The organism is Shewanella xiamenensis (assembly GCF_014647135.1).
Classification (GTDB): Bacteria; Pseudomonadota; Gammaproteobacteria; order Enterobacterales; family Shewanellaceae; genus Shewanella; species Shewanella xiamenensis.
In genome coordinates, this window is record NZ_BMOP01000006.1 from 178,189 (window position 1) to 193,194 (window position 15,006).

The 15,006-nt window shown below is 48.0% G+C and carries 15 protein-coding genes; 4 read left to right on the top strand and 11 right to left on the bottom strand.

The genetic code is table 11. From position 1 onward, the window contains the following. Nucleotides 1-53 precede the first annotated feature (53 nt). From IEY09_RS08050 to IEY09_RS08080, 7 genes are all read right to left on the bottom strand, one after another. The gene (locus tag IEY09_RS08050) at nt 54-1,031 is read right to left on the bottom strand and encodes a TerC family protein (RefSeq protein ID WP_037417025.1); all 978 of its coding nucleotides are present in this window, start codon (nt 1,029-1,031) and stop codon (nt 54-56) included. Between the two features lie 443 nt (nt 1,032-1,474). Beyond that, nucleotides 1,475-1,714 (bottom strand): DUF3624 domain-containing protein, encoded by a 240-nt coding sequence (locus IEY09_RS08055; RefSeq protein WP_099457876.1) that lies wholly within the window; start codon nt 1,712-1,714, stop codon nt 1,475-1,477. 72 nt (nt 1,715-1,786) lie between these two features. After that, on the bottom strand, nt 1,787-2,950 hold the full coding sequence (oleD, locus tag IEY09_RS08060; RefSeq protein ID WP_229777774.1) for a 2-alkyl-3-oxoalkanoate reductase: 1,164 nt from the start codon (nt 2,948-2,950) through the stop codon (nt 1,787-1,789). A gap of 140 nt (nt 2,951-3,090) precedes the next feature. Beyond that, on the bottom strand, nt 3,091-4,917 hold the full coding sequence (oleC, locus tag IEY09_RS08065; RefSeq protein WP_188870567.1) for an olefin beta-lactone synthetase: 1,827 nt from the start codon (nt 4,915-4,917) through the stop codon (nt 3,091-3,093). Further along, the gene (locus IEY09_RS08070) at nt 4,917-5,879 is read right to left on the bottom strand and encodes an alpha/beta fold hydrolase (RefSeq protein ID WP_088585784.1); all 963 of its coding nucleotides are present in this window, start codon (nt 5,877-5,879) and stop codon (nt 4,917-4,919) included. Before IEY09_RS08070 ends, oleC begins: the two co-directional genes overlap by 1 nt. A 170-nt stretch (nt 5,880-6,049) precedes the next feature. Then, complete coding sequence (locus tag IEY09_RS08075; protein WP_011717598.1) at nt 6,050-7,099, bottom strand: 3-oxoacyl-ACP synthase III; 1,050 nt, start codon at nt 7,097-7,099, stop codon at nt 6,050-6,052. 254 nt (nt 7,100-7,353) lie between these two features. Then, nucleotides 7,354-8,718 carry a methyltransferase gene (locus IEY09_RS08080; RefSeq protein ID WP_188870569.1) on the bottom strand — a complete coding sequence of 455 codons (1,365 nt, stop codon included), beginning with the start codon at nt 8,716-8,718 and terminating at the stop codon, nt 7,354-7,356. 309 nt (nt 8,719-9,027) lie between these two features. Between IEY09_RS08080 and IEY09_RS08085 the strand changes: the two genes are divergently transcribed. After that, nucleotides 9,028-9,261: a DUF1289 domain-containing protein gene (locus IEY09_RS08085; RefSeq protein ID WP_011623302.1), complete on the top strand. Its 234-nt coding sequence runs from the start codon at nt 9,028-9,030 to the stop codon at nt 9,259-9,261. A 25-nt stretch (nt 9,262-9,286) separates the two neighbouring features. On the opposite strand, the gene IEY09_RS08090 is transcribed toward IEY09_RS08085, so the two are convergent. The 4 genes from IEY09_RS08090 to IEY09_RS08105 all read right to left on the bottom strand — a co-directional run bounded on the left by IEY09_RS08090 (nt 9,287) and on the right by IEY09_RS08105 (nt 12,989). Beyond that, on the bottom strand, nt 9,287-9,649 hold the full coding sequence (locus tag IEY09_RS08090; RefSeq protein WP_011717601.1) for a YajD family HNH nuclease: 363 nt from the start codon (nt 9,647-9,649) through the stop codon (nt 9,287-9,289). Between the two features lie 88 nt (nt 9,650-9,737). Next, entirely contained in the window at nt 9,738-11,714 is a 1,977-nt protein-coding gene (locus IEY09_RS08095; protein ID WP_188870571.1) for a BCCT family transporter, read from the bottom strand. A 443-nt stretch (nt 11,715-12,157) separates the two neighbouring features. Beyond that, nucleotides 12,158-12,304: a hypothetical protein gene (locus IEY09_RS08100; RefSeq protein ID WP_188870573.1), complete on the bottom strand. Its 147-nt coding sequence runs from the start codon at nt 12,302-12,304 to the stop codon at nt 12,158-12,160. 79 nt (nt 12,305-12,383) lie between these two features. After that, nucleotides 12,384-12,989, bottom strand: coding sequence for a DUF502 domain-containing protein (locus IEY09_RS08105; protein ID WP_011717603.1), 606 nt, complete (start codon nt 12,987-12,989; stop codon nt 12,384-12,386). A 161-nt stretch (nt 12,990-13,150) separates the two neighbouring features. On the opposite strand from IEY09_RS08105, the gene IEY09_RS08110 reads away from it, so the two are divergent. From IEY09_RS08110 to IEY09_RS08120, 3 genes are all read left to right on the top strand, one after another. Then, entirely contained in the window at nt 13,151-13,546 is a 396-nt protein-coding gene (locus tag IEY09_RS08110; protein WP_188870575.1) for a VOC family protein, read from the top strand. Between the two features lie 132 nt (nt 13,547-13,678). Next, nucleotides 13,679-14,212: a DUF6985 domain-containing protein gene (locus tag IEY09_RS08115; protein ID WP_188870577.1), complete on the top strand. Its 534-nt coding sequence runs from the start codon at nt 13,679-13,681 to the stop codon at nt 14,210-14,212. A 109-nt stretch (nt 14,213-14,321) separates the two neighbouring features. After that, nucleotides 14,322-14,996, top strand: a complete 675-nt coding sequence (locus IEY09_RS08120) for a cold-shock protein (protein WP_188870579.1) — start codon at nt 14,322-14,324, stop codon at nt 14,994-14,996. Nucleotides 14,997-15,006: the final 10 nt, after the last annotated feature.

Genomic DNA, 15,006 nt, shown 5'->3' on the forward strand with positions numbered 1-15,006 from the left:
CGAATAAAAAACTGGCGCACTATGGCGCCAGTTTTAGGTAGAAAAACATTAGCTTACTTCTGCTCGCGCGTCTTCCACAGGGAGAATAATACCCCCGCCAGCAAGAGGCCGAAGGTGACACCAAGGGATAAGGCCGTTGGGATTTTAAAGTCCACAATGCCTTCATGATTAAAGTACACCAGTCCGACTTTTACACCGATAAACACTAACACGACCGATAGCGCATACTTGAGGTACTCGAAACGATGCACCATGGCCGCGAGGGCGAAATACAATGCCCGCAGACCTAAAATCGCAAAAATATTAGAGGTATAGACGATAAAGGGATCTTGGGTAATCGCAAAAATCGCCGGAATACTGTCCACCGCAAACACCAGATCCGCGGTTTCGACTAAGATCAACGCCAAAAACAGAGGCGTTGCCCACCAGCCTTTGCTGAGTTGATGCTCCTCTCCCCTTACCCAAAACTTCTCTTGATGAAGGCTTGGGGTAAAACGCATTTTAGAGCGTAACCATTTGTAAAACTTATTATCTTGGATATCACCATGCTCATCATCGGAAAAGAGCATCTTAATACCGGTGAAAATCAAGAACAGGCCGAATAACACCAACACGCCTTGGTATTGCGCCACCAGCGCCGCGCCTAAGCCAATCATAATCGCACGTAGCACAATAACGCCCATGATCCCCCAGAATAACACTCGGTGTTGATACAGACGGGGAATGCCTAAGCTACTGAAAATAAGCGCGATAACGAAGACGTTATCCATAGATAAGGATTTTTCGATAAGGTAACCCGTGAGGTATTCCATCCCCGCGGTCGAACCCTTGTACCACCATAACCAAGCGCCGAACAACAGACCCATGCAGATATAAAAGGCCGATAACTTAAGACTCTCTGCCACGGTAATTTCGTGTTGCTCTTTGTGTAGCACGCCTAAGTCGAAGGCTAACAATGCCAACACAAAGCCAAAAAACATTAACCAAACCCATATCGGGTAACCCACAAATAGCGTGGTAAAAAACTCCATAACACTCCCTAAAACCTAAAAATACCGAGTTTTCTCGGCCACATCGCCATGCTCGATCTTAATACTTAGCGACACCAAAAACAGTGAAACAGGGTAAAAAGTTTAAAATAGCAGATTAAAATTTGTTTAAATCCATACTAAACAGCCAAAACAACTAGTTGCACTAGACCCTATCTTCGGAGCATTTATCGTACTCTATATCAGATTTAAGCCTAGTCCTAACGCTCACGGACTCATCACTACTCACGCCTTAGCCAGCACAAATCGATAGCGTTTGCGCTAACGGTGTGAAAAGCGAGCTGTTTGAGCGCACTGTTTAACACTTGAGTATTAAGCGAAAATGAAAAATCCGCGGGCAAGAATGGCCGCTTGAAATAGCGTAAATGGCGAGCATGACTATCCACTGCAAGGGGTAAAAAAATGATTCGATAAGAAGTGCAAAACTATTCGCGCCCGAGCAGACGACGCGCGACTAATACCACAAGATGCAGTAACAACAAACCACTAAAGGCTGAGCAGAAAAACAGTAAGGCGATGGAGTTGACCTCACGTGGAGCGTCACTGTAGAGATACCACCACAACGGCCAACCGATAAGCGACAGCAACGTCAACTGCCACATGCAGCGTTTGCAGCGGCCAATCTTTTGCCGAAAAATCGAAGTATTACAATCGTCGCACGCCATTAACGCTTTAATCCATTAGGTTACCGTAATGGCATAAGATATCACCAAGTTTGTCCTGTGCTAAATACTGCACTAGAGCGATGCCTTGAGGCGCCTCATACCCTCGTCTATCGACACTAAGGCATGATAACCAAAGTCCCGTTTTGCCGCGCTGATATCGAAGTAATGGCTACAGGAAAGCTGTTTAGCGACAAAGCGCGTCATTATCGGCTCTTCTTGCTTATTCAGCAGTCGATATGTCATTTCTAACACTGCGCCCACCACATAGGCTAGGGTCTGTGGCACTCGCGCGGTCACAGGCGGCAACCCATCACAGGCTAGGATGAGGTTCAGCATCTTGGCCATAGTTAGAGGCTCGTCGTTACTGACAAAATAGGCTTTCCCTTGGCACTTAGGCGAGACTTGGCAAAGCTCAACGGCCGCCAGAATGTGGGCATAAGCGGCGTTATCGATATAAATGGTATCGACCAGTTTATCTTCACGGCCAACCAGTTTTAACTTTCCTAAACGGCCACGTTCCAGTACCCGCGGCACAAGATGGGGATCGCCAGGACCCCAAATCAAATGCGGCCGCAGGGCAACGGTCTTTAGCGCATACGCCGATGCAGTTATCGATGCTTGATTTGCATCGAGCATCATCTTCTCGGCAATCGCCTTGGAGTGAGCATAAAAATTTAAAAAACGGCTGGCGTAGGGCGTCGATTCATCAATACCCGATTCATCCTCGCCCGCAAAGGTCACGCTAGGGGTGCTGGTATAAACTAATTTGCTGATTTTAAGCGTTTTACAAGCGGCAATCACATTAGCTGCTCCCTTCACATTAGGGCAAAAATAGCTGTCCCTGTCGCCCCATACACCCGCTTTTGAGGCCACATGGAACACGATATCGCAGCCCTGCATCGCCTGTTTGACTTGCTCAGGATTGGCTAAATCTCCCTGAACCATAGTCACGCCAAGAGCTTCAAGCTCAGGGTAATGGCCACGGGCAAACCCTGTCACCTTAATCCCAGCAGCAAGTAAGCGTAGGCAAATCGCCTTACCCAAAAATCCCCCCGCGCCAGTCACAAAGGCATGGCTGACCTTAGCCGCCAAGGCATAAAGCGCGACTTGCTCACGCTTATCGAGACTTAGTTTGCTACATGCTTGGTCACCGCCCACTGGGTTTAGGCCTGTTGGTTGCGACGGCGTACATTCTAAGTCCGTAGGGGCGAGAGAAATGGAACAATTATCGGTCATCTTGCTATTCCGAGACACACAGTGTCGTTTACAGTATTAAGTTCAGCGCTTATATGCAATGGAATAATATTTCATCCCTATGCCACTAAAAAGCAACAGAAAATCTAGACGAGTAAGGTTAAAAGTCCCTTAAATGAACATCAGCCTTTGGTTTGCGATTGCGCCCAAACGGCTAATTTTTCTCTAAATATTTTGGCATTGTGGCGCACATCCACAGGGAAATCGGGATGAATGAGAAAACGTCTAATCCCCTGAGTGTGGCTATACTGCTCGGCAATCGCCATCAGCTCTTGATAGAGCTGCGCACTCTTATTGCATACCAAAGATTGGTCAAGCTCGATGCAGATGAGGGGTTCAATCTCACTCGCGCCGCCTTGCCCCTTCACTTTGATCCCCACTAACGCCGAACGCTTCACATTCGGATGGGTATTAAAAATACGCTCACTCGGAATGGAATAGTACCGTTTAACAAACTGCCCACCTTGGGTGGCATCGACTCTATGGGCTTTGCGGCCACACATCCACAACCGGCCGCTGTCGTCCAGATAGCCAAGGTCGCCCATTCTGTGCTTAAAGGTTTGCTGCTCGCGGTCCCAGATTTTAGCCGCCGTCGTTGCCGTTTCGCGGCGATAATAGGACTGGCTCACCATAGGGCCTGTTACCACTATTTCGCCAATTTCCCCCGCGTTAAGACGCATGCCATTATCCCACTCAGAGATGTTATCCTCAGTGATGGCGATAATCTCGATGCTGACACCATCGATGGCACGACCGACACAAATCCCACCGCCATTGTCTGTGGTTTGAGTCGTGGTAAATAGCTCGTCGCTGGCAATCATGCTGATGGGTAAGGATTCGGTAGCGCCGTAGGAATTGAGTACAGGCACGCCGTCACTGAGCATTTTGCTAAAGCGTGCAATCGAGGCAATAGTCGCGGGCGCGCCAGCGGAAATTACGCGTTTCACACTGCTGAGTTTGTGCTGCTTTTTCGACTCGGTTTGCTCACCGGCGCGGCCTAAACGTTCAAGCAAGGCTGGATTAACAAAGATATTGCTGCATTGGTATTTCTCAATGGCGGCAAATAAAAATTCAGGATTGGCCGTAATCGGTTTACTGGCATCCATCTCAGGCACAATCGATGCCATACCGAGCGCCGGACCAAAGAGGGAGAATAGCGGAAATGTCGCTAAATCACGCTCGCCATGTGCAATGCCATAATCCTGTTTTAGCGCCTGAATTTGCGCCTCAAACATGCCATGGCTATAGACAACGCCCTTTGGCGTCCCCGTGCTGCCACTGGTAAAGAGAATCGCCGCCATCTCGTCATGCCTAAGCAGCGCCATCGGGTACTCGCCCTGTTCCGACAATTTAGCCACAGATGACTTAGCTGTAGACGACTTAGCTGTTGATAAGAGTATCGACGCTAAACTTGGCGCGCCCGTGAGTAAGCGCGATAGCGTGCCAGCAACTCCGCGTGGATTACTATCCACATTGATAAGATGCTGCACGCTGCCCTTACCCCAGCCTAATAAGCGTCTGGCGATATGGGCTTTAGGGATACCGATAAAGGCATCGGGCGCAGCTTCAATAAAACATTGCTTAAGGTTTTTAATGCCCATGCCTGGGTCAACCAGCACGGGGATAATCCCCGCCTTAAACAGCGCAAACGTTAACGCAAAAAAATCCAGACTCGGGGTGACCATCAGCACCGCCTTCATCCCCCGTGTCAACCCATGGGCATTGAGCGCGAAGGCGATGGCATCGCTTTGTTTATCGAGGCTAATAAAATCGAGTTCTTGGTAAGTCAGATTGGCAAGGGATTTACCCTTGCCCTGTTGCACCGCAACCGCAAGATGATGGGGAATGTGATGGGCGGCTTGCTTTAAATGCCGACAGATATTGGCATAGCTTGCTTGCTCGGCGGTAGATGTCCCATGGCCGAGCTGCGCATCCTCCACTCTAGCCATTAATGTGCGGCCTGTGGCGCTTGAGTCTCTTCCTCAGGCTCTGTGACCGGCACCATTTCAACGTGCTGCACTTCTGCCGCTGGCGTTTGCGCCTCAGCCATAAAGTGTTTGATATGGGTAATCACCTCATCGCTCGCATCTTCGAGGATATAGTGACCACAATCGGCAAATTCATGCACCTGTGCATGGGGCATATGTTCGCGCCATTTGGCTAAAAAGTGCTTATCGAACACAAAGTCCTGTAAACCCCAGCAAATCAGTGTCGGTACCTTGGCAAACTTTGGCAGACTGGCGGCAATATCCGACACTAGCTGATAGTTTCTGTCACCCAGTTTTAGCGGAATATCCTGCACAAAACGCAAGGTCGAAATCCGATTTGCCCATGAGTTAAACGGCGCGACATAGGCCTCGCGAATGTACTTGGACATCGGCTGACGCTTTACCCCAACATAGGAGGCTATCGATGAAAACGCATTAAAACCACGCACTAATACGGTGCCAAGCAGTGTATTACGGCAGATCCACAGCGCCAGCGGTAAGGGTTTAGTTTCGGGTAAATGGAAGGCGCCGGTATTTAAAATCACCAGACGTTTAATTCGTTCAGGGTAACGCGCAGCATAGCCCATGCCGATCATACCGCCCCAATCGTGGACGACTAAGGTAATGTTTTCGTTTACCTTTAGGCTATCGAGCAGCGCCTCTAAATCGTCAATGCGATTCTTTAAGGTGTAATCGTAACCGCTGTCATCCGGCTTATCCGACAGGCCACAACCAATATGGTCGGGCACGATACACTGGTGAGTATCCTTAAGGGCGCTCACGAGATTACGGTAATAAAAACTCCAACTTGGATTACCGTGCACCATGACCACAGGTTCACCTTGGCCTTCATTGATGTAATGCAGCTTGTTGCCATTACGGCTAAGAAAATGACGTTTAAACGGCAACAGAGTGTCTAACATGACGCTTCCTATCTTTTGTTTTAATTATTTTGTATTGGTAGCCTGTGCAGGTAAATTCGCCTTTACCTATGCTCAGTGCTAATGCCCATCGCTAAACCAATAAGCATAAAAATGCCCTAGCAAACCTTGCTCTCAAGCGTCGGCTAAGGCAAATAACAATCCTTGAAAAACTACCACTTAATGCCCAGCATCATACAGTTCAAACCACTGCCGATACCTAAAAAGCTCACCTGATCCCCTGGGCGTAAAAAGCCTTGATCGTGTGCCATGGCCGCAGTGACGGGTAAAGAGACTGTGCCCATATTGCCGAGCAGTTGATATGTTGGAAATTCTTTTTCAGGTGGAATATTTAACGCACTCAAGACCTGTTTGCGGTTTGAAGCGCCGACCTGATGACAGATTACTTTGTCGACCTGCTCGACCAACCAATTCCGCTGAGCGAGGAAATGCTCCCACGTGTGCTTTGCCAGCTCGACCCCTTCTTTGAGTAAGGTCACCGCATCGGTACGCATAAACTCACGGTAAATATTGTGACCTACTTCCTGCAAACCCCACTGACACAGTTGATGGTGCTGCGGCGCAGATAAATGGGAGGCGCCAAGTAACTGATGCTTACGCACATTCGTCAGCGGCAAACTGCCATCGGTCAGGATCACCGCCACCGCGCCAGAGCCGCCAGTTAAGGTCGCCAGCGACTGGGCAAAATTCTGCATGGTCGGATCGGCCAACATATTATCAATGGTCACATCGACAATATCCCGCGCCGATTCACAAGACACCACCATGCCCGCCTTAATTTGACCAAGCTCGATACGGTTGGCAATGTCTAAAATGCCCGACAACACCCCAAGACAGGCATTGCTGATATCGTAAATCGCCGTGTCCTTCGACACCCCTAAGGCCGCCGCAATCCGACAGGCGGTGGCGGGTTCGTGCTGGTCACGGCAAACGCCGGTGTACACCACAGCGCCCAGTTCGGCGACTTCTATTCCCGTTTCTGCTATCGCCTTGTGCGCCGCTTTAATCGCTCCATCAGATAATTGATGCCCTTTTGGCCACCAACGGCGTTCGGTAATACCCGTTAAGGCCGCAAGTTGCCCCATGGGAATGCGAAATTTTTGATATAGAGGCGCGAGGCGAGATTCTAGCTCACTACTGGAAACCACCACAGGTGCCAGTTCATAGGCAAGGCTATTAATAAATACGCGGGAATATTTCATGAAACTGTTTTATTCGCTCACTAGGATCACTGATCTTTTAGGTCAGTTTTTAGTTGTTATGTGTCATTAAGGCGACATTTGAACAAGAAAAGCCCGATGATTCAATAAAAAACCATCTTTCGCCTTAGACTTGTCTCACAGGGTTTATAAACCCTTGTGACGATCATGCCGCCAATCCGTTAATTCAAAATGAACTAATAAAGAAATACTTTATAAAAAACAGTCAGGTATAACATTAAATAGTAGATTGTTTTTTACTCGCTCAATTTTTGCGCCAAAATCAGCGCATTTCTGGGTGTCACACTGTTTGCACAAAATTCCCTCAGGGTCACCCGATAGCCACTTTCCTGCAAAAAGCAGCAACGATCGAGAATTAACCACAGCTCCAGCGCACGGCGGAATAAATGCGCCGCCAAATCGATGCGTCGGGTTAACCTTTGTCGCTGCTTTCCTATCTCGAGCCAAGCGTCAAAATCACAATCTGCATCTAAGGTAACCGCCTTTTGCGCTGCCGCCCAATGGCAAAACTCGGCAAACTCACCACTCAGCTGACTTTGCTTTATTGCGGGTAAAGGTAAATAAGCATCTATGCCACGACAGCTTCGCTGCAACGCATCAAAACCGAGCCGCCAGGCGATTTCCTGATGCCGCAGCGCCTGTTGTTTCGGATTTGCAATCACGCTCTGTTGTAAAGGCAATTGCAAGTCATGGCGACTTAAACGTAGAGCGCTGTGTTTGGCGAGTGTCGATAAGCCTTGATATTGATTAGCTTGAATTAAATGATAGCAGCAAGGTGAAATCGCCAGAGCCTGGGTGCCCGCCGCTGCGGCTAATTGCAGTAAACGCACATGCAAATCGCCACAGGCATGCAACGCCACCGCCTGTTGCTGGGCGCGAAAAGGATTGGTTTGATGAGTGGAATTTTCGCAAGCATTACCTTCGATAGCGAAGGCATCAGCACAGAGAAATCGCTGTGATAATTGCCATTTATCAGCAAAGGCTTGGCCCTCTTCACAGAGCATCGCCTGCCACTCGAGGCTTAACACATCCACACCACGTGCTTTGGCTATTAAGCGGCCTAAATGGCCTTTGCCCGCACACCACTCCAGCACGGGTAATCCCGCATCGGGCAAATGCTGCACAAAGGCAGTGATCTGCTCCCACTTACGGCCTTTTATATGGGCGCTAAAGTGAGCCAGCTCGGTAAGATCAATACGAGGTGAAGTAGCAGTTTCAATATCATCAGAGCCAATATCAAAGCCTATATCTGAATCAATATCTGAGCCCAGCGAAAGTTCGGCAAAGGAGGATAGGAGTAAAGACAGATCCCAGTCTAAGCCTAACGCGGCAAGATCCTGCTTGAGTGCAGGAGATAAGGCATCGACTAACGCCGATTGCTCGGCATCCAAACTATCGAGCACAGCATCATCAAGCGCCCAAAGGGTGGTTGCTAGCCTTGGGAATTGCGCCGCCCAAGGCAGTGCTTTTGCCTCAAAGGCACGGACTTGCCACAGGGCGCGACTCTGCTCAAGTAACTTATCCAATTGGATAAAGTGCGCCCTGAGCCTGTCCTGACGCTCGACCCTTGCCTGCTTATGATTATCGAGCTTAATTGCCATGCTGAATTTGCTTTACTCTGATGTGTTCCATTTGACTCTCTTATTGGCCTTAGCCGCCAAGCCTTCACAACAGCACTGTTTTTAAAACCAGTTTGAAAACTATTTTGAAAACTTTGCCGTCACTTTGAAAACTATGCCGTCATTAAGCCTTTACAAATTTCAAGGCGCATTTGACTTAATATCGCTGCCCATATGGCGCCTAAAGCTGCTAGTATCGCCGCAGTTTTGGCCAACTTGCTATACCAGTTGGCAATCCATGTGTGTATACCCAAAAAAGCCAATTAAAGAAAAGAGTTTTAGAGGAAAAGTATGCTCTCCCCCTGCGTCGCCCGCTGCGGCTTAAATGATGAAGATTATTGCATGGGCTGTTTTCGCCATATCGATGAGATTGTCGCTTGGCGCGATAGCAGCGATGCAGAACATGCCGCGATTATCGCGCAACTTCCCGCCCGCAAAGCCCATTTCGAAGGCGACGAAAATCAACAGGTGCTAAGCCGCGCTAAATGGCTGGAAGCCGAGGCACGACTTGCAAAAAAAGCCTGAAATTGCAGGCTTTTTACTTTTATCGCTACTTTTTCATCATCGCTTTTAAATCGGCAAAGGGATTATAGGTCGCCGCCGCTTGCTTGGTTTCTGTGGTACTGCCGTAGCGGATCAGTTCTTCGAAGCGTGAATGTTCGTTATCGTGGCAATAGAGACACAATAATTCCCAATTCGAGCCGTCGGATGGGTTGTTGTCGTGGTTGTGATCTCTATGGTGAACCGTCAACTCGCTTAAATTTTTTGAGGTAAATTCGCGGGTACAGCGGCCACAGATCCAAGGATACAATTTGAGCGCCTGCTCGCGGTAACCGCCCTCACGCTTCGCGCGGTATTCCCGCTCTTGGGCTAAGACTTGATCTAACTTACTCTGGCCTGGATTTGCTGACATGCTCACACCTAACTGATAACCCCTAAAAAAGTGCCCCAAGGATAATCCGAGTTATTCCTTGGGGCAATATTTCTGATGCGCAAAACGTTTAGGCGACATGTCCTTGGTCAGCATTGGACAAGTGCAAATAGTGCAGGTATTTCTCGTATTGGGTGACCACATCCGCCAATAGCTGCTCTTCGGTATAGCCCATCACATCATAGTGCTGGCCGCCCTGCTCTAAGTACACTTCGGCGCGATAATACCAATTGTTGCCCTGCTCTAACTCTTCACCGACCGGATTGACGATTTCAAAGCAGCGCATCCGCACACCGTATACGAAGGGTTGATAGGCTTCGTTGCTAATCACCAATCGCACTTTGCCGTCGAGATACTCAAGATCCGCCGTCAGTCCCTTGCTCATAAATTGCTGACACACCTTAGATAACGCTGGTGTCGCGACATTATTGAGGAAGATACGCGCCTCATCTTCCGTGGGATGCGACACTAAGACTTCGATACGCTCCTCCCAGCTGATATTGGTCTTAGCATATTGCACACTGGTGGTATGGAGCTGCACGCTGTTGATCTTAAGCCAATCGTCCTTCAGCGCCTTATACAGCCCTAAACACATCAGCAGCATCACGCATAAAAATGGCATCGCACTGGCAATAGCGGCGGTTTGGAGTGCCTGTAAGCCACCCGCAAGCAGCAGCACTGAGGCCACCACACCCTGGAGTAATGCCCAGAACACCCGTTGCCAAACGGGTGCATTGTTATCGCCCCCCGAAGTCAGGTTGTCGATCACTAAGGATCCCGAGTCAGATGAAGTCACAAAAAAGGTCACCACTAAACAAATCCCAATGCCCGATAACAGGTGCGGGTACGGCATATGTTCAAAAAACACAAACAGCGCCACGGGAACATTGGTATTCACCGCTTCGCTTAGGTAGGTCGCGCCTTGATTCATAATAGCGTCGATGGCCGAGTTACCAAATACCGTCATCCACAAAAAGGTCAGCGCCGAAGGTACAAATAAAATGCCGACTAAAAACTCACGTATGGTACGGCCGCGACTCACCCGCGCAATGAAGGTGCCGACAAAAGGTGACCACGAAATCCACCAGCCCCAGTAGAGTAGCGTCCAACCGCCAAGCCAGTCTTCCTTATGCTGATAGGCATACAGATTAAAGGTTTTATTAACAATATCACTCAGATAACTACCAGTATTTTGCACAAAAGCCTGTAGCAACATCACCGTTGGGCCAAGGATTAACACAATCAGCAGCAGAATAAGGGCCAAGCCTAAGTTAAGCTCACTTAAGCGCTTCACCCCTTTATCGAGTCCCGAAAAAACCGACAAAGTGGCGAGTAAGGTAATGCCAATAATCAGCGACACTTGCACCGTGGTGTTATTTGGCAGTTGCGCGAATAAATAGCTTAGGCCCGAGTTAACCTGCAACACCCCAAAGCCTAGGGAGGTCGCTACCCCAAACATTGTCCCCAATACCGCAAAGGTATCGACGCAGTGGCCAATCGGGCCATGAATGCGCTCACCGATTAAGGGATAGAGTGCGCTGCGAGGTAACAAGGGCAACTTATGCCGATAAGCAAAATAGGCCAAGCTCAGGGCAACCACCCCGTAAATCGCCCACGCATGTATGCCCCAATGGAAGAAAGTGATCTTCATCGCCTCTTTAGCGGCTGCCAAACTCTCAGGGGTTGCATCGGGCGGCGCTAAGTAATGCATCACGGGTTCGGCAACGCCGAAGAACATCAATCCAATCCCCATCCCCGCCGAAAACAGCATGGCAATCCAGCTCTTATAGCTATAGTCGGGCACGGCATGATCGGGGCCTAGCTTAATATCGCCAAAGCGACTGACCATAACAAAGATGATAAAAATCAGAAAAACCGCCACGCCAAGGATATACAACCAGCCCGCTTTCGCCTCTAGCCACGACTGCATGGATTTGAAAAAGTGATTGGCCTCGGTGGGCCAAATGGCGCAGATCATCACCATTAATGTGATAAAAAAGACCGACGAATAAAAAACCGGTGGATTAATACTCGACTTGATAGACATAAAACTCCCTTGTTCTAGCCAGTTCCCTATTAACATCCCTTCGATGTTGAAGAGATAGCACAATAATAGGTAACCCTAGCCTCAGCTAGTATGTGGTCAGGATGAAATAGGCATAAATAATCCATGACAAGGGCTCGCGGTCAGCAATACCTTGTGATGTCATACTCATATTGATAACGCTTCCCCACTTTCCTGTTTGCTCGACGCTTTTACGCAATAGCAAAGTCAGTAACCATTTGCTCGACAAACCACTACACCGCAGTTGTGCAATGCCCTTTTAGAACCAGCCGCCCTCTTAAAGACAGCGAGCATCGACACCATGCGACCGGATCGCAGGGTTCAACCTCAATGGCGACATAATGCATATAAGCGGTTCGATATCGGTGATATCGAGAGTGAGGAATGCAAAGCGCGATTAGCGGCTAACGGTTAACGGTTAACGGTTAACGGTTAACGGTTAACCCGTAACAAATAACGACTCGGCCTTGCTTAAGCTCTACTGGAGTGCCTTCGAACAGAGACCACATACTGTCGAAAACTGACTCAATAGAGATACAGATAATGCTAAACAACAGTCGCTGAATTAGCATAAAAAATGGCGACCTATTAAGTCGCCATCGGATTATATCACAAAAATACCTCTATTTGACGTAAAAAACCAAAACAGCTTTATTCAGCTTTAGTTTTTACCGTTGCCGCGCCCGGCGTTTGTGAGATACCCGCCGTTAAATTAAAGCGCATCGCCTCTTCAAAAGACCAGTCGACTAAAATCAAATCTTCACGTTTGACGAGGCTAGTCACCCCCGCCATTTGGTAACTGAGTTGGAATAACACAGGCACCCAATCCCCTTCGGGTAAAGCATCGAGCAACGGCTGCGGCGGCGTATCCGTCATAATAAAGCCCACCACAAACCCGCCATTGGCCTGTTTAACCAACACAGTTTGCTGAGTATTGGGTTTGCCCTCACGGTTCATTAAGGAAGCGATATCACGAATACTGCCATAGACAGATTTAAACAGCGGAAAACGCATCAGCTGACGTTCAATCCAGCCATAGAGCCACACAATGGGACTCACCGAAAACAACAGGCCCACCGCAAACACTATGGCCACGACTAAGATAAAGCCCGCGCCGACAAAATGTTGGTTAATCCCTACCAACTCTAAAATAAAAATCCCTAAACCATCTAACGATACAAACAATGACCAAAATAACCACAGGCTTAACGCCATCGGCAACAGGTTCATCAAGCCACGGGCTAAGGTTTTCTTCATTACAATCTCATCAAATCCAATGGGATAAAAAAAGGCATAAATTATTTACGCTAAAAAGCGCGTTAAATGCTACCACAGAGTCACTTTTGCACCAGCACTTGATGTAAGGTAAGGCGCAGAGAAAACCAATAACGAACTGCTACGGCATCGAGGGAAAGAATATGCGCGTGACCCGCCTAGACCATTTAGTGTTAACTGTGAAAGATATCGAGGCCAGTGTCGACTTTTATCAACGCGTGTTAGGGATGAAAAAGTCCGTATTTGGTCAGGGCCGTATCGCATTAAGCTTTGGCGATCAAAAAATCAATCTTCACCAAGCAGGCGCCGAATTTGAACCGAAGGCAAACCTTGCTACGCCCGGCAGCGCCGATCTCTGTTTTGTGGTCAGCCACAATATCGAAGAAGTGATCAACCACTTAAACAACCTTGAAGTTGAGATTATTGAAGGCCCAGTCCTGCGCACCGGCGCCACAGGTCGCATCAACTCCGTCTATATCCGCGACCCCGATTTGAATTTATTGGAATTATCCGAATATCTGCCGGCCTGCACGCAGTAGCGTCTAATCCAATCATATTTAATCGGCACGAATAACCTTATTTCAGAATAGAAATACTATAAAATATTGTTTTACAAAAATAAATTTCAGCAATAGCTAGCTAATAAAGTCAACAATGAACGGAATGATAAGATGATAACAATACCCATCCTAGGTTTGCTTGAAGTTGATCCCTATGATGGCTGGCTTAAAAGCCAACCCATTGAGATCAATGCGCTAAGCGGTAAATTTGAGTTTGTCTTAGAAGAGTACGAAACCGACCCACAGGTGGAGGATTTTCACACTGCGGTGCAACATTTTCTCGCCCTAGACCATACCGCACTCGAGCAAGCCCAAGACGCGATTTACCAATATTATCAAGATTGCTGCGCATACATTACGCCTGCGAGCGAAGAACATATTCATATTCCTAGCCCGAACCAAGTGTGGCGCCATATTGAGTTTGGCGACGAATTAATGGTGTCACGCCGCCTACATGGGGATAACGCCGTGTATATCTCCCTTACTTGCCACTGCGATTGGGAGCCCGAGCACGGTTTACAAATCGTGTTTAAACAAGGATCAACCATCAATAAAATTGGGGCTTTTGATGGACACCTTTCCCACGCAGATGCCTATGACGATCCTAGATTCGAAGACATGGTCTATGTGCCGTGTTGCAGATAAATTCAGATCGTTTATCTGATTATCTATTTGATTTATAATATTTTTCATTTATAACGCTAGGCTAGTAACATAATTCTCGGCTGAGCATCAATTTATATAGGCTACTGTTTTGAAAGGAAAAGTTGTCTCATACCTTGCCGCTAAAAAGTATGGGTTTATCCAAGGCGATGATGGTGAAAGCTATTTTTTGCATTTTTCTGAACTATTAGACAAGAAAGATGAAGGCAAGTTAGTCAAAGGCAGAATGGTCCATTTTGATCCAACGCCCACACCTAAAGGCCTAGCCGCCAAAGCGATCAGTTTGCCCGAAGTCTTTATCAGGGAGCGATTAGTTGACTTTTTTACCACTAAAGACCGCCACCCTAAAAACGGCACAGTGCTTGTTAGCTATCCCATTACGACCCGCTTTTTTAAAGACCCCAGCGAAGGAAGACGTCATTTAGAACAGCTTGCAAAGCATTGTGGATGCAATGCAGTACTGAATGTCAGCTTTGAGAAAGACACTTTCTCAAAAGGTAATTATCGCTATACGGTACACGCCTTCAAAGGTGAACTCGCCCTAGTAACCGAGAAAGTTCCTGCTGACTCTCAAGAACTGGTTATCGCCTCTGCACAGTTACTCGAAAAACGAAAAGCAGATGTAGAGCAGGCAGTTAAACAAATGAGTGAAGCCGAAAATTTAGCACGACAAAAACAACTGTCTGGTTGTCTAGGTACCCTTGCCATGATCACGCTGATACCGCTCGCACTGGTGCTCAGTGCTATAGCGGTTTTTCCTGCTTAGCGAGTTTAAA